15 protein-coding genes are annotated in these 20,034 nt (G+C 62.1%); 7 read left to right on the top strand and 8 right to left on the bottom strand.

Features of this window, described 5'->3' with window-relative positions:
• Positions 1–50: 50 nt before the first annotated feature.
• A complete protein-coding gene (locus NO876_RS07955; protein ID WP_256421156.1) occupies positions 51–1,232 on the bottom strand; it encodes a glycosyltransferase in 1,182 nt (393 codons plus the stop codon).
• A gap of 82 nt (positions 1,233–1,314) precedes the next feature.
• Positions 1,315–4,041: a glycosyl hydrolase family 28-related protein gene (locus NO876_RS07950; RefSeq protein WP_256421155.1), complete on the bottom strand. Its 2,727-nt coding sequence runs from the start codon at positions 4,039–4,041 to the stop codon at positions 1,315–1,317.
• Between the two features lie 627 nt (positions 4,042–4,668).
• Here NO876_RS07950 and aglF point away from each other — a divergent pair.
• The 4 genes from aglF to NO876_RS07930 all read left to right on the top strand — a co-directional run bounded on the left by aglF (position 4,669) and on the right by NO876_RS07930 (position 8,510).
• A complete protein-coding gene (aglF, locus tag NO876_RS07945) occupies positions 4,669–5,430 on the top strand; it encodes a UTP--glucose-1-phosphate uridylyltransferase AglF (RefSeq protein WP_256421154.1) in 762 nt (253 codons plus the stop codon).
• Between the two features lie 161 nt (positions 5,431–5,591).
• Complete coding sequence (locus NO876_RS07940) at positions 5,592–7,004, top strand: sulfatase (RefSeq protein WP_256421153.1); 1,413 nt, start codon at positions 5,592–5,594, stop codon at positions 7,002–7,004.
• A 121-nt stretch (positions 7,005–7,125) separates the two neighbouring features.
• The gene (locus tag NO876_RS07935) at positions 7,126–8,286 is read left to right on the top strand and encodes a prenyltransferase/squalene oxidase repeat-containing protein (protein ID WP_256421152.1); all 1,161 of its coding nucleotides are present in this window, start codon (positions 7,126–7,128) and stop codon (positions 8,284–8,286) included.
• The gene (locus NO876_RS07930; RefSeq protein WP_256421151.1) at positions 8,283–8,510 is read left to right on the top strand and encodes a hypothetical protein; all 228 of its coding nucleotides are present in this window, start codon (positions 8,283–8,285) and stop codon (positions 8,508–8,510) included. The genes NO876_RS07935 and NO876_RS07930 overlap by 4 nt, the downstream gene beginning before the upstream one ends.
• 194 nt (positions 8,511–8,704) lie before the next feature.
• Here the strand turns inward: NO876_RS07930 and NO876_RS07925 are convergent, their stop codons facing one another.
• Positions 8,705–9,715, bottom strand: coding sequence for a hypothetical protein (locus NO876_RS07925; protein WP_256421150.1), 1,011 nt, complete (start codon positions 9,713–9,715; stop codon positions 8,705–8,707).
• A 283-nt stretch (positions 9,716–9,998) separates the two neighbouring features.
• On the opposite strand from NO876_RS07925, the gene NO876_RS07920 reads away from it, so the two are divergent.
• Both NO876_RS07920 and NO876_RS07915 read left to right on the top strand, forming a co-directional pair.
• Positions 9,999–12,533 (top strand): bacterio-opsin activator domain-containing protein, encoded by a 2,535-nt coding sequence (locus NO876_RS07920; protein WP_256421149.1) that lies wholly within the window; start codon positions 9,999–10,001, stop codon positions 12,531–12,533.
• 321 nt (positions 12,534–12,854) lie between these two features.
• A complete protein-coding gene (locus NO876_RS07915) occupies positions 12,855–13,100 on the top strand; it encodes a HalOD1 output domain-containing protein (protein ID WP_256421148.1) in 246 nt (81 codons plus the stop codon).
• A 90-nt stretch (positions 13,101–13,190) separates the two neighbouring features.
• Here NO876_RS07915 and NO876_RS07910 read toward each other — a convergent pair whose 3' ends face one another.
• The 4 genes from NO876_RS07910 to NO876_RS07895 form a co-directional block, all read right to left on the bottom strand.
• Complete coding sequence (locus NO876_RS07910; protein ID WP_256421147.1) at positions 13,191–14,480, bottom strand: nucleotide sugar dehydrogenase; 1,290 nt, start codon at positions 14,478–14,480, stop codon at positions 13,191–13,193.
• A complete protein-coding gene (gene wecB, locus NO876_RS07905) occupies positions 14,477–15,580 on the bottom strand; it encodes a non-hydrolyzing UDP-N-acetylglucosamine 2-epimerase (protein ID WP_256421146.1) in 1,104 nt (367 codons plus the stop codon). The genes NO876_RS07910 and wecB overlap by 4 nt, the downstream gene beginning before the upstream one ends.
• A complete protein-coding gene (locus NO876_RS07900; RefSeq protein ID WP_256421145.1) occupies positions 15,577–16,692 on the bottom strand; it encodes a glycosyltransferase family 2 protein in 1,116 nt (371 codons plus the stop codon). The genes wecB and NO876_RS07900 overlap by 4 nt, the downstream gene beginning before the upstream one ends.
• Before the next feature lie 455 nt (positions 16,693–17,147).
• The gene (locus NO876_RS07895) at positions 17,148–17,432 is read right to left on the bottom strand and encodes a PadR family transcriptional regulator (protein WP_256421144.1); all 285 of its coding nucleotides are present in this window, start codon (positions 17,430–17,432) and stop codon (positions 17,148–17,150) included.
• A 1,163-nt stretch (positions 17,433–18,595) separates the two neighbouring features.
• On the opposite strand from NO876_RS07895, the gene NO876_RS07890 reads away from it, so the two are divergent.
• The gene (locus tag NO876_RS07890) at positions 18,596–19,117 is read left to right on the top strand and encodes a DUF7344 domain-containing protein (protein WP_256421143.1); all 522 of its coding nucleotides are present in this window, start codon (positions 18,596–18,598) and stop codon (positions 19,115–19,117) included.
• Between the two features lie 128 nt (positions 19,118–19,245).
• Here NO876_RS07890 and NO876_RS07885 read toward each other — a convergent pair whose 3' ends face one another.
• Complete coding sequence (locus NO876_RS07885) at positions 19,246–19,866, bottom strand: DUF7344 domain-containing protein (RefSeq protein WP_256421142.1); 621 nt, start codon at positions 19,864–19,866, stop codon at positions 19,246–19,248.
• Positions 19,867–20,034: the final 168 nt, after the last annotated feature.

Here is a 20,034-nt window from a genome sequence, read left to right as displayed (position 1 = left end):
CTAGCCATCTCAGGGGCGGCGAGAGTATGAAACAACACTGTGCGAGAGTGTCATTCGATCGCCGCTAGGTGGTGCCGCCGGACCCGTTCGGCGTGGGCTTCCCACGTCCACCCGCGTTCGCGGAGCCGTTCCAGCCCGCGCTTTCCCATCGCTCGGACCCGCTCTCGATCCGCGAGCAGCGACTGCAGCGCCCGGTGGAGCTCGTCGGCGTCGCGTGGCGGCACCAGCAGTCCGGTCTCGCCGTCGACGACTTGTTCGGGAATACCTCCGACCGACGAGGCCAACACGGCGGTCTCGCTCGCCATTGCCTCGTAGATGACGGTCGGCCGTCCCTCGGTGTGGCTCGGGAGCCATAACACGTCCGCGAGGGCGAACCAGCGACGGAGTGCGACCGGGGGAAGGCCGTCGAACACGAGACGCGGCGAGCGGCCCACCGCAGTGAGTACGCGACGCAGATCGTCGTCGAGATCCCCGCCGTGTCCCACGAAGACGAAGACCGTGTCCGGATCATGTATCCGGGGAATGACGTCTATCATCTCCTGAACGCCTTTCCGTTCCAGGAAATGGCCAACGAACAGGACGACGGTCGCGTCCGCCGCAACGCCGAGCTCCCGACGGAGCGTGTCGCGCTGATCGACCGGAAACCGCTCGGGGTCGGCACCGAGCGGGACCGTCGAAACCGTCGATGAGTCAGTCAGTTCGCGGGCCCGTTCGGCGAGTGCATCGCTCACACAGAGGACGCCAGTAGCCTCGTCAACCGTTTCACGGACGTTCCGGCGGACCTCCCGCGAGAAGTCCTCGTAGGAGTTGAGGATCGTCCCGTGGGCGACGACGAAAAGCGGCAGGTCGTGCTCGCGAACGTACGGGAGCATCCCGTACCCGTCGAGGTAAACGTGACAGGCGTGGACGACGTCGGGGACGTCGAAGGTGCGGTTGGCGTACTGCGGAACCCGCTTTCCGAAGGAGTCACCGGCGAACCCGTAGAAGAGCCGTTTCGGAAGCAGATACCAAAATCGGGGATGGTGGACCGCATACGCGCCCCAGTCTTCGACGTCCGGGAGCGAGCGATACGCCGAATACGGACCGATCGGCGGGGCGAACGGTCGCGGGGAGACGACACTCATCTCGACCCCCGTCTCCGCGAGGGAGCGAAGTATCCGGTGGTTGAACAGCCCGTTGTAGCGCTCGATCGTGTCCGGATGGTTCACCGCGCTCGCGAGTAGGGAGTACATTTGAGACGAGTCGCTCCCTACTCCGCGGACCCGGGATAAAATTATACCCCGGCTATCGACGAGCTACTCGGCTCTCGACGAGTTATACGTCGATGGCCTCGCTCACCGTCTCGTTCGACGTGTCGTTAGCCCACAGTCGGACGGTGTCGACGTCGCCGCGGACGCGGAGGATATGGGTGTAACTCGCGCTGCTGCCGCTCACGCTGGTGCTTTCGGCTGCGACGGGCTGTCCCTCGTACTCCAGGGTGGTGATCACCGTATTGAGGTCCTGTTCGTCGTCGCTGACCGTCCAGTCGACGTCGAAGCGTGTCCATTTGGAGCCGCTCCGATCGGTGACGTCCAGCTTCTCGACGGTCGGCGCACTGTCAGGCGCAGGGACAGCAAGGGCCCCAAACTCCACGACGTCTCCTTCGACCGTCTCGCCGTCGGCGTCGGCCACCGCTCGGAACTCGTATTGAGTGTCCCCTTCGAGGCCGGAGACGGTGTGTGCAAACTCCGTCGGAGAATCGAGCGACTGTTCGCCCGCTTCGGTCCACGCGCCTCCGTCGGCCGCTCGCCACTCGAATCGGACGTCCACCGCGTCCGCACCGCCGAGTTTCCGGAGATCGCCGCGCAGGGTCGCTGTCTCCGAAGTCACGTCCTGCGGTTCGAGGGTCGCGACCGTCGGGCCGTTATCGACGACCACTTCGACCGCTGTCTCGGCCGTGTTGTCGTCGGTGTCGGTCACGCGCGCTTCGAGGGGGACCGTTCCGTCGTCGAGGACAGTCGAATCCCACGTCGCCGCGTACGCGCCCGTGTCGGCATCGTATGTCGCCGGCGACCAAGAACCGTCGTTAACGCGGCACTCCACGTTCAGCGCGCTTGCGCCGTCGCTTCCGTCTTCGGCGTCGATCCGGACGGATACGTCCCCGCTGACAGACTGTCCATCCGTCGGGGTCCGGAACGAGGCCGTCGGTCGGCCGCCCGGAATCAGCGGGGCCGACTCACCGCCCGTCGCGACACTGAAGACGTCCGTCTGGACGGTTCCCGTGTCATACGAGCCGAGGCCGACCCAGCCGTCGGTGAGGTCTGAATCCGTGATTTCTGCGTCCCACCCGGCCGGTTCGGACTCGGAGGCCGGCCACGCCTTGGCCTTGAGCGTCTCATCTTCGGCGCGGAAGCGCCGGTAGAAGAAGGTGTTCTCCTGGGGCGTCCCGAAGCGTAGCAGCGTCGCAAACCCGTCTTTGGAGTACTTCCCCAGCCGAAACGAGCTCGCCGCGCTTTCGAGTTCCAACCAGTACCCGAGTCGGTCGCCGTTGTGAGACGATGAGCGAATGTGGACTCTGGCGTGGTAGCCGCGGTCGACACCCTCGGTAAACGCCGGCACCCGGACCTTGTCGAGCACCTCGACGTCGGCGGGTTCGCCGACGGCGTCCCACGAGATGGCTCTGACGGTTCGATCTGTGCCGTCGTGTTCGTGCTCTAGGGCATATCCGCCGTCGAACTCGGAACCGGAGACGACGGCCCAGTCATCCGTCCCCGATTCCCATCGAAGCGTCCACGCGCCGTCGTTGGTGTCGTCCGCGGGAGTCGAGTCCTCACTGTTCGACTCCGTCTCGGTGGTCGTGCTTCCGCTCCACGCGCCGACTTCGTCGGCCGTGGGCACCCCAGAAATATCTGTCTTGGAGCCCGTGTTCTGAGTGTTGTTCGTCAGATTTCGAGCCCGGTAGAGAGCACCTTCGGTGTTGTTTTCGTGGGTATAGACATCGACGACCGAAGTCTGATCTGAGTCGTGATCGAGCCCTTCGCCCTGATTATTATTCGACCAGATCGTGGCGTTAGAGGCGTCCAGTTTCCCGTTGTTTATCACCATCAACGCCGGACGATTGTTCTCTGAGTTGTTACCGGTGATGACGAGTTCCGAATTGTCAACGATGGAGTAATCGAGTTCGGATAACTGCATAATCTCCCCATTGTTCGGCCCGATCACCACATCCTCAAAGGACATAGTGCCGTTGGAAAGATTGACTCCATCGTTCGTTGAACCCGTAGTGTTGATGAACGACTCCGCGTTGCAGTTCTCGATCCTGACCCGGCGATACCTTCCATTGACAGAACCGAAGTCACCTTCCGTCGAGGTCTTCCCTCCTCGACCGCAGTTCTGGATCACGGTATCCTCGATTAGGAAGTCACCATACGCAGAGTCGATCCCATAGAAGTTGTTATATTTCTTGCCGCAATCGTCTGCCAACGAGTTCCGAACAACGATCGAGTTCGTACTCATCTCATCATTCTTCACGCCTATCGAGACACCGTGCTGTAGATTGCTTTGGAAGGTACACCGGTTAAGCTCTACTCCCTGAACCCATATCTGCACTGCGTTTCCGAAGGAGTTGCGGAATACACAATTTTCAAAGTAGTAACTGTGGTTGCCGGGATCTCCTTCGTCAATGTCGATGAGATTCTGGTAGTTGACGCCTGAGACGATGGATTTGTTCCCGTCCCAAACCATATTCTTCATCCGAAAGTTCGACGGACCACCGAGAATCTCAAACATGAGGAACCCGCTGGTGTAGGACCCGCCGTTGTATTTGACCACCGAATCCGCTCCGTCACCACGGTACAGGATATCCTGCGGAGCACCATCAGCGACGTGATGCGCTAAAACCTCTCCGTCACCGGAAGATTCGATAGCGTAGTAGTCGCTCGTCGCGGGGAAGTATATCTCATCCCCTTCAGTGGCTTCGTCGATCGCTGATTGGATCGCATCTCGGTCGTTCGTGGAGCCGTCACCCTTCGCGCCGAAGTCTTGGACGTTTAAGACCGTCATAACTGCCCCGCGCTGAAGTTCGTCCAGTGGACGTTCGTCGCCTCGGTTTCGTCAGCAGCAGCGCTGCTCGCCGCTCCACCGAAGATGAGTGCCGCCACCGCGGCTCCCCCGGCTTTGAGACAGCTCCGCCTGTTAATACGCCATTTACCGCTGCTGTCCATCGAATCCCCGGTCGAGTGGTCGTCACTCTGGGGTCGGTCGCTGCGTACCAGCCTGTGTGCCATGCAATTGGTAGTGAATCGTTAACCGGGATAAGTGTTTTGTTGTTTACATATTCACGCTTCAATGAATTTCAGCTCTGTTTACCAGAGTAGACGTGAACATCGTTCGGAACACGAATCGGGCATCACGCTTCCGTCAGCTAATTATTTCCCTATTATCGCCTCGTTAACACCGTGATAACGGAGGGGACGTCGGTGCGATACGAGAAGTCCGGCCGCTCGATCGTTACCCGGGGCAAGATGGGCACTATCGATTTCAATTCTTTACGTAACCTCGTGCGCAGCGTGCGATCGAATGACGGATCCGTTGCAACCGCTACGACCGGTTCATCGGTGATCGATGGACTCAGCGATACCCTTGATTACGACGTCTATAAACTTACGCCGCAGCGTCGACAGTCCCCGTATGCAAGCAGTGGTACTCGCGGCTGGAAAGGGGACGCGACTTCGCCCCCTGACCGACGACAAACCGAAGGTCCTCGTCGAAGTCGACGGGAAGCCCCTCGTTGAGGACGTCTTCGACAACCTCCTCGAGTGCGGGGCGACGGAGTTCGTCGTCGTGGTCGGCTACAAGAAAGAACAGATCATCGACCGCTACGGAGACGCCTACGAGGGCGTTCCGATAACGTACGCACACCAGCGTGAGCAACTGGGCCTCGCCCACGCAATCCTCCAGGCGGAGCCCCACGTCGACGACGACTTTATGCTGATGTTGGGAGACAACATCTTCCGAGGAAACCTCGAAGACGTCGTGAACCGCCAGCGGGAGGAGCGGGCCGACGCCGCGTTCCTCGTCGAGGAGGTTCCGTACGAGAATGCGAGTCGCTACGGCGTCCTCGACACCAACGAGTACGGTGAAATCATCGAAGTCGTCGAGAAGCCCGACGACCCGCCATCGAACCTGGTAATGACAGGGTTCTACACGTTCACGCCAGCAATCTTCCACGCCTGCCACCTCGTCCAGCCGTCCGATCGCGGCGAGTACGAACTTCCGGACGCGATCGATCTCCTTATTCAGTCCGGTCGGACGATCGACGCTCTCCGTCTGGAGGGTTGGCGCATCGACGTGGGCTATCCAGAGGACCGTGAAGAGGCGAGCGAACGATTGGCAGCGAAACACGGTACCGAAGCCGATCAGGAAGATGAGGACGTAATCGTCGATACCTGACATCGACGAGGCACGTCTCGGTGCAGTACCTGCTACGTTACGCTCGTTCGCTACGCCGTCATTGTTCCTCGGCCAGCCCCTGGCCGTTATATGCGTATTAACTACCCGAGTCCCTCACGAAGGCACTGTACGGACTACTACAGTCCCTGTAAAACTCACTCATGCGACAACACGTTCTCTACATCACTGTCGACTCGATCCGGGCCGACCGGATGGGCTATCTGGGGTACGATAAGCCGACAACCCCAACACTGGACGGGCTCGCTGCCGACGGGACCGTCTGGACGCGGGCGATGGCCAGTGGAATCCCGACCTACTTTTCGTTCAAGTCGCTGCTAGGAGGAGTCTATCCGCTCAGTCACACGTCGGACCTCGGCCTGCCGAGAGAGGTGCCCGCACTGGCGGAAGCGTTCCAGAAGCTGGGCTACCGGACTGCTGGATTCAATTCGGGCAACCCTTGGCTCACGGACGCGGACGGGTACGACCGGGGTTTCGAGACGTTTCGCGATTTCCTGACCGACGACCAGGATGGGTACGGTATCGCTGAACGACTCCGGGAACTGCAGCGGTTTGTCCCCGATCACGATCTCGTCAGGGACTGGGCCGGACGCGTTGCCCGGACGGGGTGTGCACTCACCGGGCAGGTGCCGCTCGAACCGGCGGAGCGGGTGACCGCGGCCGCGACCGAGTGGCTCATTGACGAGGTCGACACCGACCGACCGACGTTCCTGTGGATCCATTATATGGATCCCCACTACCCGTGGGTTCCACCCGCAGCGCTGCTGGAGCGGTTTCACGACGAGCCCCTGTCTCGTCTCGACATTGGCCGACTCTGGCATACAGTCGCAGGGCGGCACGGGGGGGCGGCCGAACAGTCGATCCCCGACAGCGACCTCGAGGCCATCAACGCACTCTACGACGCCGAACTGCGCCGGACCGACGACGCTATCGAGGATCTGTTGACGGTCGTCGACGACACACTCGGCCTCTCAGAGACAGTCGTCGTCGTCGCGGGCGACCACGGAACCGAACTGGCCGACCACGGGAACTTCAGTCACGCACCGCGGTCACTGTACGACGAAGTGGTTCGGGTCCCACTCCTGCTGCGGGGGCCCGGTGTCCCATCGACGACGATGACCGAACCGGTTTCGCTCCTCGATCTGCCTCCGACGCTGCTCAACTATGCCGCCCCGGAACGCGAGGACGCAATCCCGGACGACTTCGAGGGGACGTCCCTATTTGAAGCGGAGGGCGATCCCACGTTCACGAACGTCATATACGGATTCAGCCCGGCGACCAGGGACGCAGGGAACGGCGAGATGCTGACCGCCTGCCTCGATTGGCCTTGGAAACTCGTCGATAGGGAGGGGACGGACGAGCAGGAACTGTATAACCTGGAACGGGACCCGAAAGAACAGCGGAACCGTGTGGCCCAGCGGTCGACGATCACAGACGAGTTACAGTCGAAGATCGAAAATCACCGTGTGGAGACCAGACAGTGCCAGCGAACCGTCGCAGAGAAGTACCGGATCCGCGATAGGGTGGCGATGCTCCACCGGGAGGGAGCGATATAATGCGCGTGAAACGGCGATTCGGGCCTGTCGGATGTACCTGGGACGCGATCGCGAGAGAATCGAGCGACGAGTCCCAAACCGAAGCCACCCTCGAGGCGAGGATACCGGAGGGATCGGTCGTATGAGAGCCAGGGTGCTGGCCGAGGCACTTCGTCGCGACCTGACGCACACGGAGACGACGCCGCGTGCGGACGACGTTCACCTGCGATCGGCCATCGAGTGGCTCTTTCGGTCACAGGACGTGGCGGAGTCAGACGGCTGTTCGGCGACGTACAACCTCGTTCTCGGGTGGGAACGCGCATACCCCGAAACGACCGGCTACATCGTCCCGACGCTGTACGACTACGCGACCCACGCCGACGATTCCGAGGCACGACACCGTGCCGAACGGATGGCGCGGTGGCTCCTCGACGTCCAGTTAGACAGTGGCGCGTTCCCGGGCGGTACCGTCGGTGGGACTCCCGAGCCGAGCGTTTTCAACACCGGCCAGATCCTGTTCGGACTGGCGAGAGCGCACGCCGAAACCGGTGACAACGCGTTCGCGACCGCGCTCCGTGACGCCAGCGGGTGGCTGGCCGACGTTCAGGAACCGGAAGGGTACTGGTCCTCTCACACGTACGAGAGTATGGTCCACGCGTACACGGCCAGAGTCGGATGGGCACTCCTCGTCGCCTACGATGTGACCGGCGAGGACAGAGTCCGGGATGCGGCGGTCCGTAATCTCGAGTGGGTCCAGCGGATCCAGCAGGAGAACGACACGTTCAGACACTGGGCCTTCACTCCGGACGACGACGCGTTCCTGCACACGATCGCCTACACCATCCGTGGACTCGTCGAGGGCGGTCACTATCTGGGGAATCGGGCCATTGTCGAAGCGGGACAGCGGGCTGCGGACCGGCTCATAGCAGATCAACGACGCAACGGAGCACTGGCGGGTGCCTACGACGACGGGTGGAACGGAGTTGACTTCAGCTGTCTCACCGGGGTCGCACAGACGGCAATCATCTGGATACGACTGGCCGAGCTGACCGGTGAGGCCGACTACGCGGACGCGGCGCGCCAGGCGATCCAGGAGCTGAAACTCGCCCAGCCCCTCGACGGGGCTGCGCCGATCCGGGGCGGGCTCGCCGGCTCAAAACCGGTATGGGGGCCGTATATGCGACTTCGGTACCCCAACTGGGCGCCGAAGTTCCTGGTGGATGCGATCCTCACCGCAAACCGACACGACTGTGATACCGACCAGTCGCGTGCGGTTATTACCAAACGTAAATCACAACGATGACTGCAGAAGACACCGAGATCCGACTCCGAGGGGAGATCGTCGAACAGTGCGAAGTGCGCATCGAGGGAACCGAGTTCGAGAGTGTCGAACAGTACGTTGAGTTCGTGATGGAGACCGTGATCGCGAGCGATGATCGGGAGGTAGATACTCGGGACGACCGCGATTCCGACAGGGAGGTCTCTCCGGACGTCGAGGACCGACTGGCGTCGCTCGGTTACCGGTAGCGGGGTCGTCGTACCTTTGAGAAGGACTGTTGTACCTGTGTACCGGTGCTCGCCCTACCCGGTAACGGTGAGTCCGGGAGCGGTTCACTGACGTCGAGATCCGGGGGTGGCCATTCGCGGCGAGGAAACTCCCGAATCTGATCTACTCCGTCTCGGCGCGGAAGGGGTGGACTCGGCCGCCTTGGAGTCCGCCGTCATTTGTACCCTTCACTCGCCAGGTGGTGATTCATCACCGCCTGGATCCCGTCGACGAACGCGTCGGCGTCGATACTCTCGACCTCGGAGGTCCGTTTGCGAACCGTCTTGTTGCGGATCTCCCATTCACGAACGAACTCCGACTCGATGCCGCGTGATTTGATTCGGTCGACCAGCCCGCCGACCGTCGACTCGTCCGCCCCGGATACTTCCTCCGGAGTGATCACGCCCCGCCGGAGCGCACAGACGACCACACCCGAACTGAGGTCCCCCTCCGCGAGTTCGCGTTCCCAGGTCGTGATCCAGTTGCCGATTCGCGCCATCTGCTGCAGATCGCAGATAAGACTCCGGAGCGCACCGTACTCGCCCGGGTCGAACGACGGCGAGTGCATCAGATCGATTCCCGCGTACGGAAACATCGCCATATTGTAGGCGTCGTGTCGCTCCGCTTCGGTCCGGTTCGCGATCATCGGGTTGTCGTTCAGCAGCCCCGAGTACGCCATCGCGTCGAACGTCTGTCGGAGGTCGTACTCGAACACGTCCGAGAAGGCCGTGTGTCGTGGTGCCTCCCGGAGACCACGGTCGATCTCGCCCCAGAGGTCGGCGAGCAATTCCAGAACCGATAGATCGACGCCGGAACGGTCCATCCCGGCGGACGCCTCCTCGACGCCGAAGGGAACGCGACGTCCGATCTCGAAGGTAGCCCGGTCACCGCCTCGTTCCGCGAGGTCGTCCAAGACCGTCACGAAGATCGTTAACAGCGTCTTATGCTCGTAGACGTCCGTCAGAAGATCGCTTTGGACCGATGAGAGCGTGAACTCCTCGAAGAGGTTATGGATCCATTTCCAGAGGAAGCGGTCCCGATCGCCGATGATCCGGTCGTACCGGTTCGCGAACTCACGAACGCTCGATGGGAGTTCGACGTTCTGGACCGTGCGCATGTACTCTCCCCGGTTCACGTCCGCTCCGCCACGGATTGCAGCGACCTGGCCGCGAGCCTCGTGTGCCATACCGAGTTAGTATCACAATAACCCAGTTAAGCCTTTTGTTCATACTTTAATCATAGGCAAAAAAGTACGAATTCGTGACTGTCATTGGTTTTCTGGTAACTTTTGTATCATTATCGGAACATCCGAGTCGCTGAGTTATGGGGTCGATCCGAATTGGTCTCCACGGTCCCGTTTCCCCAGTATCTGTCACCAAAACGTATAATGAGGCGTGAATATGACGGAAAATTTATAAATATCGGCCGGTACTGAACGACGTGTCACGACAACGGACCGGAGATCCGCAATGAGTGGCGATGACGACGGGACGGGGCGTTCGATGAGTGTGGGGTCGTTTCTCGACCGAGCGGTCACGGGATTTCTGTTGATCGACGAGTCCTCGACGGTCACTGCAGCAAACGAGTCCGGCGTCCGCCTGCTCGATATCGACGGTGACCCCGTCGGAACTGACCTGAAAGCGGTCGATCCGATCGTCGGACCCGAACTGGCCGAGACCGTCGAGGAAGTCGCCCGAAGGGGACGTATCGTCGAGAGCGAAACGATGCTTCCCGAGGGAGCGACAGTCGAGGTTCGGGCTGTTCCGACGAGTGGAGGCGTGGCTCTTCTCGTTCGAGACGCCAGCGACCGCGTCGCGATGCGTCGGCGGCTCCAGCGGTCGAATCGTGTCCTCGAAACGCTCGAAGACGGCGTGTACACGCTCGACGAGGCGTTCGTCATCACGTCCGTCAACGAGGCGGTCACGTCGATGACGGGGTACGATCGCGACGAGCTCGTCGGGTCACACGCGTCGATGCTGGCCGGCGAGGAGACGCTCTCGATGGCCGGCGAGATCATCGAGCAACTCCGTGGTGACGACTCCGACGTCGGGATGATCGAGTCCTCGATCCGGACTGCGGACGGGGACTCGCTTCCGATCGAGACGCACTTCTCGTCGGTCGAGTTCGCGACTGGACGCCAACAGCGCGTCGGTGTAATCAGGGACGTGACCGACCGCAAGCAGAACGAACACGCGCTCAGAGAACTCAACAGATCCGCACGTCTGCTGTTGGGCACGGAGGACGAACGGGCGGTCTATCAGACGACCGTCGACGTCGCCACGTCGGTGTGGCCCAGCGCGACGGTCGTCGCCTACTCGCTCGACCGCTCGGCGTCGGTGCTCGAACCCGTCGCAGCGTCGATAACGGATCCCGAGGTGTGCCCGCCCGGGAGTGCGGTCTGGAAGGCGTTTTCGACCGGGGACGGTCTGACTGAACCCCCCGATCAGACGGGTGAACCGGCCGACTCAGCGACGGGCGGGCCGGCCGATCAGTCCCCGACCTTTCACCGTATCAGTTCGCCGTCGTCACTCGAAGAACCCGAAGATCCCGAAGCGGGGACGACCCCGACCGGACACGTGGTCGAACGCTCCGACGGGACGGAGTCGACCGGAACACGAACGCTCTATGCGACGCTCGGCGAGTACGGACTGCTACGAATCGAGTTACCCGACGAGGAGGTCGCCGGCAACGTCGCGGAGTCCGCGGAGTTACTGGCGGCGAACGCGGTCGCGGCGCTCGATCGGGTGGACCGAGAGGCGGAACTGTCCCAGCACCGCGAGACGCTCAGCGAACGGACCCGGCAGCTACAACGGCTCCACGGGTACCACGACCTCCTCCGCCGCATCAACGGGGCGCTCGTCGAGGCCGATACGCTCGAAGGGATCGCGACCGCGGTCTGCGATCCGCTCCTCGAGGCCGAGTCCGTCGCGTTCGCCTGGATCGGAGAGACGTATCGAACGGGCGGAGCCCTGCGACCGGTCGCTTCGGCGGGAGACGGCGAGGGCTACCTCGACGGACTACCGGCCGCGGAGGGTTCCGGAAACGTCCCCGCCGGCCAATCCGACGGAGAACCGAGCCACAGAGCGCTCGGTTCCGGGTCCCCGATCTACGTTCCGGACGTTTCCGACGGCCTCCGCGCGTCCCCGTGGCGCGAGCGAGCACTGGCTCGCGGGTTCGGTTCGGTCCTCAGTGTCCCGCTCTCGCACGACGATCTGAAGTACGGCGTCCTCTCGGTGTACGCCGACGAACGGGGGGCGTTCGAGGGAGAACTCCGCGAGTTGCTCGCAGAACTCGGTGACACCGTCGCCGACGCGATCAGCAGCGTCGAGACCAGGCGGTCGCTACAGAGCGAGTCCGTCGTCGAACTCCGGGTACGGATCGACGGGTCGAATGCGATCCTCTCGCGGATCGCGTCCACGGTCGGCGAACCCCTCCACGTCGACGGAACGGTGAGACAGACTGACGATCGAGCGCTGGTGTACTTCACCACCGAGGCTGACCCGACGGCGCTTTCGGAGACCGTCCACGCAGTCGAGTCGGTTCGATCGCTCGACGGCGACTCGGACAGTCGGATCGAGGTGTCGATCGCGGCGACGACCGTCATCGACAGGGTGACCGCGCACGGGGGCAGCGTCGACCGCCTGATCGCGGACTCCGACGGGTTCGACGCGACGATCACGCTGTCACCCGCCGTCGACGTGCGAACCGTCATCGAGAGCCTGGCCGACCGGTACGAGTCGGTCGAACTCCTGGCGCGCGGTGACCGCGAAGCCGCCGGCGACGACGTCTCCGGTTCGATGGTTACCGAAGCGCTCACCGACCGGCAGCGGGAGGCGGCCCGAACGGCCTATCTCGGCGGGTACTTCGAGTGGCCACGCACGAGTACCGGCGAGGACGTGGCGGCGGCAATGGGGATCACGCAGCCGACGTTCAACCGGCACCTGCGGACGGCCGAACGGAAACTCTTTGCCGCGCTGTTCGACTCCCCTGCGGGCGTCGAGTGAGACGCCCGGACGAGTCCGTTCGGGATTTCGGCACCCGGGGCTACCGAGACTCTTCGTCGGGGCACGTTCGAACGTGCGAGCTGCCGGTTCCTGCGGCACGCCAGTTTCGGTACTAACGTCGAATGGTTCTCACGTCGAGTGTGGGAGGTGGTCGGGAACCCACGATCGACGATGGGACCTGGCATTGGTGCCGGGGCGACCGTCCCACTGTGAGACGTTTCCGGCACCCATACTACACACGTAGTACCCGAACAGTTGACATACGATACGCATCGAAACAAGGTCGATGCCCCCGTATCCGTAGTGTATAGATGGAGCATCATGACACCGGACTTGGCCGACGACCTCTGCTGGCACATCGTTTCGACGGTCGCCGACGAACGCGGCGTCGAGCCCGAACAGATCGAGGACCGTCTCTACGACGTGATCGACGTCGAGTCTCTGGCACGGCTCGTCGATCAGGCGTGCGAGTCGGAATCGATCGACCTGTCCGTCTCCTTTCGGATGGCCGGGTGTTTCGTCACGGTGACCGGCGAAGAGACCGTCCGGGCGACTGCTCCGAACTAACTCGCGACCAGGAAGAGGGAGGGAACGCGCGCGTCGGTGGAATTGCGTCGATAGAACGTCGGGAGGGGAAGAGTCGACGGGGGGAAGGCATCACACTCGCCGCACGTCGAATCCCGCGTTTCGCCACCGATCGACATCGAGCATCCCTTTCGTATCGACGACGTTCGGCTCCGCCATCAGCCCTCGCAACCGACCGGGATCGAGTTCGGTGAACTCGTCGTGGTCGGCTGTGATCACGACGGCGTGAGCGCCCGCCACGGCGTCTTCGGCATCCAGGAGTCGCAACGTCGAATCCACGACGTGGGGATCGTGGATCGCGACCCCCGGCGTATCGGGGGCACCGCCGTCGGTCGCGGGCGTCGACGGCTTCTGTTCGTGCTGTAACTCCCGGACCAGCTCGAGGCCCGGGCTCATCCTTGTGTCGTCGACGTTCCCCTTGTAGGCGACGCCGAACACGGCGATGCGCTTCCCGTCGAGGTCGGAGAGCAGTTCCTCGAGGAGTTCGACGACGAATCCGATCATTCCGTCGTTCACCGCCCGTGCGGTCGGGACGAGATCGAGCGAGTCGGAGCCGACGCCGAGGAACCACGGGTCGATCGGGAGGCAGTGGCCGCCCACGCCTGGCCCCGGCTGGAGGATCTCGACCCGCGGGTGCGCGTTGGCCATCGCGATCGCCTCCCGCGAATCGATCCCGTAGTCGTGTGCGATCCGAGCGATCTCGTTCGCCAGCGCGATCTCGACGTCGCGAGCGGTGTTCTGGATCAGCTTCACGAACTCCGCGGTCGTCGGGTCCGCTGCCGTCCGTATCTCGCCCTCCACGAACGACTCGTAGAGCCGGACCGCCGCGGTCGCGGACCGGTCGTCGACGCCGCCGATGATCCGGTCGTTCTCACGGAGTTCGGCGATGATGTTCCCCGGGAGGACGGTCTCGGGACAGTATGCGAGTCCGAAGTCGCGACCGGCGACCAACCCGGACTCCTCGAGGAGCGGACGAAGGTGTTCCTCGGTCGTCTCGGGCGGAACGGTCGATTCGAGGATCACAGTGTCGCCCTCGCGAAGGACGGACCCGACCGCCTGCGCGGCGTCGGCGACGTAATCCAGATCGGCCTCGCGCCGTTCCTCGTCGAACGGCGTCGGGACGCAAATCACGTGATACTCCGCGGCCGCGACGTCGTCGACGGCCCGCAATCGCCCCGACTCGAGCGCTCGAACGACGAGCGCTTCTAATCCCGGTTCGTCGAGTTTGACGTCGCCTTCTCGAAGTGCGGCCGTGAGGACCCCGTCCGTATCGTATCCGTACACGTCGTGGTCGTGTGTGGCCAGCATCGCAGCCGTCGGCAACCCGATATAGCCCAGTCCGTGGACGCAGACCGAACTCACTGTGCGACCTCCCGGGACTTGATTTCGAGCGGTAGCGCCCGAAGGATCCGTTCGGCGGCGTCGCCGTCACCGAAGGGGTTCTCCCAGTCGTTGCCTTTCAGCAGCATCTCCGTCGCGCTCGCGACGATCTGTCCGGGATCGCACGAACTGAGTCGGTTCGCGCCGACGTCGATAGTCTCCGGTCGTTCGGTGTTGTCCCGCATCGTCACGCACGGGACGCCGAGGATGCACGCCTCCTCTTGGACGCCGCCGGAATCGGTCAGGATCAGGTCCGCCATCGACGAGAGCCGCAGGAAATCGAGGTACTCCAGTGGCTCGATCGTCCGAATCCGATCGGGGACGTCGAGGCCGAAGGCCTCGAGACGGTCACGGGCGCGGGGGTGTACCGGATAGATCACCTCGGCGTCGTGTGCCTCCGCCGCCCGTTCGACGCCTGCGAGAAGCTCCCTGAACCGTGCTTCGTCGTCGACGTTCTCCTGTCGGTGTGCCGTCATCACGAAGAATTCGGTGCCTTCGAGGCCGAGATCCGCGATAACGTTGCTCTTCTGTCGTGCGATCTCTCGGTTCCGCAAGAGCGCGTCGACCACCGTGTTTCCCGTGACTGTGATCCGGTGCTCGGAGAGCCCCTCGTCGAGGAGGTACGTTTTGCTCTGTTCGGTCGGCGCGAAGAGGTACTCAGACACGTGGTCTGAGACCACTCTGTTGGTCTCCTCAGGCATCGATCGATCGAAACTCCGCAGGCCGGCCTCGACGTGGCCAAGCTCCGCGTCCATCTTGCTCGCGGCGATCGCGCCGGCGAGCACGCTGTTGGTGTCGCCCTGTACCAAGACGACGTCGGGTGCAGTCTCGGTGAGCGCCCGCTCGATGCCGATCAGCATCTCACCGGTCTGTTCGCCGTGAGACGAGGATCCGACACCGAGGTTGTAGTCGGGCTCCGGCAGTTCGAGTTGGTCGAAGAAGACCGAATCGAGACTGTCGGAGTAATGCTGTCCGGTGTGGATGATCGTGTAGTCGACCTCGAAGCGCTGACAGGCCTGGACGACCGGCGCGAGCTTGATGATCTCGGGTCTCGTCCCCAGGACGAACGCGACGTCGGTCATTCTGGATCACCCTCCGCCGACGTGGCAGTCGTCCCGCCGTCCTGGTACACCTCGAACCCGGACGGCACCTCCGGAACCTCGTCGGCCTCCGTATCCGGGACCCTCCGTCTCGAGTGTTCGACCTTTCGGACGAGTCCCTCGTTCTCGGAGACGTCGAACCACAGTCCCAGCACGAGCAGCAGCGTGCCGAGCGTTCCGGCGGTGACTGACACCATTCCGCCGAGGAACGTGTTCACGACCGGTGAAGAGAGCGCGTACACTCCGCCAGCGACTCCGGTAACCGTCGCGAGGGTTCCGATCACGTAACAGACGACGAGCGGGTGGAACCGGCGGACGACGTACGAACGAACGAGCCGTTCGAGGAAGTTCCGGCCCAGGAGTAGAGAGACGCTGGGGATGAACGTCCAGTAGTTGATGCCGCTCATCTCGTCCGCGTAGACGGCCGGGTGTGAGACGTCGGCGATCGGCTCTCGGTTGATGTTGAGCGCGAAGAGGACGTGATTCAAGAAGCCGTACTCGTCGTAGAGGCGCTCGAACCCGATAGACCGAAGCCCTTCGTTCGAGATCGCCGTGAACCCGTTCTGCGGGTCGGAGAGCTCCCAGTAGCCGCTGGCGACCCGCGTCAACAGCGTGAGCGAGACGTTTCCGAACAGCCGCCAGTTCGACATCGATTCATAATCCTCCCGGGAGGCGAGCCGATTCCCTTTCGAGTAGGTTACCTCGCCGCTGGTGACGGGTTCTAGTATCCGATCGAGCTGCGCCGGGTCCATCTGTCCGTCGCCGTCCATCACTGCGACCACGTCGATCCCGTCCTCGAGCGCGCACGCGTATCCAGTCTTCACAGCGGCGCCCGCTCCCCGGTTACGCTCGTGCTGGACCGTGACGACGCGCGACGAGTGATCGCTGTCCACGTTGAAGACGTCCTCCTCCCAGGTCCCACCGTTGACACGCCGGGCGGACTCCCGCATTTCGTCCCAGGTACTGTCGGTCGATGCATCGTCGATGGCGTAGATCCGATCGACGTAGGCGGGCATCGTCTCGATCACGTCGCCGACGAGGTCCGCCTCGTTGTGCGCCGGGACGACGACGCCGATCGTCTGTCCGTCGTACATCGTCAGTTCGTACCCTCTCGAAGGGTCGAAAGCGGCCGCAACGCTCGGCCACTAAGCAGAGGGCGGTACAAGCGGTCGGTCTGTGTGCTGAATAGGATCATATAGGATCTTCCGTTGCTACCCGGCGTGCTCGGTGTGGTCACCGGCCGCACGGCGGGGCGTGTCCGTACAACCGCTCTATGTAGGTTTTGTTATACACTGCTTGAGTGTCCACCCCTAGGGACCGATGTAGCCCCTCGGAACGGTGACAAAACCCATCGGATCGCGAGAGTGTGTAGCCGTCATTTGCCACTATCAGGCCACAATAACGGGTCTCGAACCGGTTAACACGCCACTTACTGTGCGGAGCCGCAGCGGACAGATCGACACCCGACCCGGGCGACCGCCGGTGTCGGCGTCGATGGCCGCTTCCCCGAGAACGGGTTCCGCCGATCGTCTCACGGGACGAACGGTACCTAGAGGTTCGCGTACTGGTCTTCCCACTCGCGTCGGGTCCTGAGACTCTCGATCCCTTTTTCGGTGATCTCGTAGACGTTTGTTCGACGGTCGCTCTGTCCCTTTTCCACGTATCCCTTGTTCACGAGCGTGTCCAGGTTCGGATACAGTCGACCGTGAGTGATTTCGCCGATCACTTCCTGGAGTTCGGCTTTGATCTCCTGGCCCGATGGGTTCGACAGCCCTACGATCACGTAGAGCAAGTCCCGTTGGAAGCTGGTGAGTTCGAAAAGAGGCTTGGACATACTCTTGTTCTGTGCCCCCCGACCGTTTTGTTATAAAGAACTAAACGTCCCAACGGGTCGTCAGACGACACGCGCGGTCGATTCGCGCGGAGGGGCGAGAAACAGACCACAGTCTCCTCGGGCGTTGTCGTTACCGCGAGCGACAGTACCTGACCGGTCGCAGCGCGTGGTCGGACTGATGATTGAATAGCCGTCTGCCCCCAACGTGGGGGAGACGGCCGGACAACCTCGGTCGGGATCGACGGTGCGGGCGACCGCGGTTAGCAGCTTATTAAGTACTTGTTGATGCGAGAAACCCAGATCAAATGACCGAGTTCGTCTATCTCTGTGGTCGGAGGAGGAGACGGACGTCTACACCGACACGGACCTCAAACGAGTCGATGGAGATGTGGCGACATAGACTGTATCATTCGTGTCAACTTCCCGAGATGCATAGCGCTCCTACCGCGCTACAGACCCCGTACGTCGAGGTCTCCAACCCGCTCGTCTCCTGGGATAATCCTCAAGACCGTTTGGACGCTCGCGGACGACGTTCGGACGCGAAAAGAGCTGTTTCGCGAGTACATGATTGCCAAGAACCCGCCACTTCCGATCGCGGCCCGAGCGGCGAATCCGGACGACGCATCCGTTCTCGGCCACGAGCTGTCGCGCGGATTCCTGCACCGCGGACTGGATACGACTCATGCTCGGTCCGTGCTCGGGGAGGAGATCGTCGACTACGCGCTCGATGCCATCGATTCATCTCCCGGTCCGGGGACGGAAACACTGTCCGCTGACTCCTTCGGGAACGCGCTGGACGACGTGAAGCGGGTGGGTGGACGAGTCCACCCTCCGTCACTCGTCCGGGGCGTTGAGAGGTACACCAGTAAGTCGACCCGCTGGCACCCTACCTGCCAGGCGCGTGGCGTTCCGTCTGTACGTCGTCCGGTCGACGCTCGATCGATTGACCGTGACCGCTGTCGAACGTCGGCCGGATCGCGAGTGGCGGCTGCCTCCGGAACGCGGCGGCGAGGCCGCCGGCCGCCCGAACTTGTCATCGATCAGTCGGAGCATATCCACGATATGGACGTGATAACAAATTGAATGAAGCCCAATGTGTGTATATTCGGATCGCGCTGCCACAAAGGAGGCGAGCAACCCGCTGTTGGATAACGAGACATGTCATGAACACGACGGAGGAACTCACAAAGGACGAGGTATTCGAGGTGCTGAGCAGCTCGCGACGTCGACGAATACTGTATCATCTACACCGACGTGGCGGGGTCGCTGATCTTCGAACGCTCGCTCGGGATACGGCAGTCGACGAGACGGGAGAACCGGTCGAAGACGACGTCGTAAAACGGTTCTACATCTCGTTGTATCAGACACATGTCCCGAAACTCGAGGAAGTCGGGATCGTGGAGTACGACAGCGACGATAAGTCGGTCTCGTTGACGGACCGCGTCGAGGAGATCGCGCGCGTTCTTAACCACGACGTCGGCCCCGACCGACAGTGGGCGTATTACTACGGCGGGCTGGCGCTTCTCGGTGCGCTCCTCGCGATCGGACAGATCGCCGGGGCGCTTCCGCCGGGAACCAGCCTGCTGTTCGCGGGAGCCGTCTTGGTACTAGCGCTGTATCAGTACTACGAGACGAGGGTCAAAGCGAAGGAGTACTCGTTTCTCGAACACCTCATCAACGACTGATTCATACACCCCCGACCGGTGGTACGGCGGTGGTTATAATCGCGGAAATCTTCACTCGCTCGAACGCTGTCGGGCGATTGAGTCCGCAATCGGTTGCGGGCGCGACGAGAGACGAACGCCCAGCCGTTTCACTCCAGGTATTGAATTCCGACGATGACAGCGATACCGACGACGCTCACCAGCGTCCATCCCGTCGGCGGAACCGCCGAAAGCGGACCGATCCCCAACGTACCCAGAGAGACGACGACGACGAGGCACGCGGCGACCGCCGGAACCGCCCAGTTCCACTCCAACCCCTCGTCTTCTTCCACCGGTTCGATGTACTGAAGCAACTGGGTCACCGAGTCTTGGAGCTCGATCGTTCCGCGATTCTTGTCGTACTCGACGACGCCGAGTTTGTCCATCTTCGGGAGATGACACTGATACAGTCCGATATACACGCGCTTTCGCTGGTCGGAGGAGAGCTGTCTGACCGTCGTGTCGTTCTCTTCTGCCGCGATGTGTTCGGCGATGTCTTTCAGTTCCGCGTTGCCCCCGTGCTCTCTGAGGTACCGAATCGTACTCCGCCGACGGCTGTTTTTCAGCAGATCGAAAATCTCGCCTTTATCCAGACTCGAACCGTTCGACCGGGATGACTGGCCGATCATCTCCAAGTTGGAATCATCGTCGGCGTTCGCCTCTTCTCCGCTCGACTCTTCTGTGCGACCGAGCGAGCCCTCGTCGATTGACCCCGTTTTTCCCGCGCTCATAGAACCCCTTAATCATCCGACTACTATAGATATAACGAACTTAATAGTTCAGAAACAATTGAGAGGGGTTCTCATATCCCGGGAACGCGGCCAACGGAGGAGCCCGAGAACCGGGAGCAGTACTGCACTTTAACGAGTATATGATCTGATTAACGAGCGAGCGACCAG

It is taken from the genome of Halobellus rarus (assembly GCF_024494595.1).
In the GTDB taxonomy this organism is placed as follows: Archaea; Halobacteriota; Halobacteria; order Halobacteriales; family Haloferacaceae; genus Haloquadratum; species Haloquadratum rarum.
Note: the sequence above shows the minus strand (reverse complement) of the source record. Positions and strands in the feature narration are given on the sequence as shown.

Bases quoted from the DNA above. Each gene is read 5' to 3' on its own strand.
- NO876_RS07920 (WP_256421149.1), top strand. From the start codon at position 9,999: ATGAGTGGCGATGACGACGGGACGGGGCGTTCGATGAGTGTGGGGTCG.
- NO876_RS07940 (WP_256421153.1), top strand. From the start codon at position 5,592: ATGCGACAACACGTTCTCTACATCACTGTCGACTCGATCCGGGCCGAC.
- aglF (WP_256421154.1), top strand. From the start codon at position 4,669: ATGCAAGCAGTGGTACTCGCGGCTGGAAAGGGGACGCGACTTCGCCCC.
- NO876_RS07885 (WP_256421142.1), bottom strand. From the start codon at position 19,866: ATGAGCGCGGGAAAAACGGGGTCAATCGACGAGGGCTCGCTCGGTCGC.
- NO876_RS07925 (WP_256421150.1), bottom strand. From the start codon at position 9,715: ATGGCACACGAGGCTCGCGGCCAGGTCGCTGCAATCCGTGGCGGAGCG.
- wecB (WP_256421146.1), bottom strand. From the start codon at position 15,580: ATGACCGACGTCGCGTTCGTCCTGGGGACGAGACCCGAGATCATCAAG.
- NO876_RS07900 (WP_256421145.1), bottom strand. From the start codon at position 16,692: ATGTACGACGGACAGACGATCGGCGTCGTCGTCCCGGCGCACAACGAG.
- NO876_RS07890 (WP_256421143.1), top strand. From the start codon at position 18,596: ATGAACACGACGGAGGAACTCACAAAGGACGAGGTATTCGAGGTGCTG.
- NO876_RS07950 (WP_256421155.1), bottom strand. From the start codon at position 4,041: ATGACGGTCTTAAACGTCCAAGACTTCGGCGCGAAGGGTGACGGCTCC.
- NO876_RS07955 (WP_256421156.1), bottom strand. From the start codon at position 1,232: ATGTACTCCCTACTCGCGAGCGCGGTGAACCATCCGGACACGATCGAG.
- NO876_RS07915 (WP_256421148.1), top strand. From the start codon at position 12,855: ATGACACCGGACTTGGCCGACGACCTCTGCTGGCACATCGTTTCGACG.
- NO876_RS07935 (WP_256421152.1), top strand. From the start codon at position 7,126: ATGAGAGCCAGGGTGCTGGCCGAGGCACTTCGTCGCGACCTGACGCAC.
- NO876_RS07930 (WP_256421151.1), top strand. From the start codon at position 8,283: ATGACTGCAGAAGACACCGAGATCCGACTCCGAGGGGAGATCGTCGAA.
- NO876_RS07895 (WP_256421144.1), bottom strand. From the start codon at position 17,432: ATGTCCAAGCCTCTTTTCGAACTCACCAGCTTCCAACGGGACTTGCTC.